Source organism: Hydrogenovibrio sp. 3SP14C1, assembly GCF_029625905.1.
Lineage (GTDB): Bacteria > Pseudomonadota > Gammaproteobacteria > Thiomicrospirales > Thiomicrospiraceae > Hydrogenovibrio.
Window position 1 is genome coordinate 1 of the sequence record NZ_JARTLM010000055.1, and the last position, 286, is coordinate 286.

The 286-nt window shown below is 55.6% G+C and carries 1 protein-coding gene; it reads left to right on the forward strand.

The genetic code is table 11. The features are described 5' to 3' along the window. Positions 1-15 precede the first annotated feature (15 nt). A partial coding sequence (locus tag P8629_RS11610) for a hypothetical protein (RefSeq protein ID WP_278166285.1) occupies positions 16-286 on the forward strand: 271 nt, incomplete at its 3' end.

The following is a 286-nucleotide window of genomic DNA, read 5'->3' on the forward strand; positions in this document are numbered from 1 at the left end:
CTGGGGATCGTCCGCATGCAGGAAGCCGATGGCAGCTTCGTGCACGTGCTGAATGCGCCAGATTTATCACTCAAGGAAAAGTCTCGGATCATCTATTACGATGGCGAGGCAGCCTTTGCGCTGATGCGGCTATACGGCCAAACCCGCAACCCCCAGTGGCTGGCGTGTGTCGTCAGAGCCTTTGACTATTTCATCGACAATGGTTATGAGCAGGCCCACGATCACTGGCTGGCCTACTGTACCAACGAGCTGGTGATGTACCGCCCCAAGCGCCGCTATTTTGAAT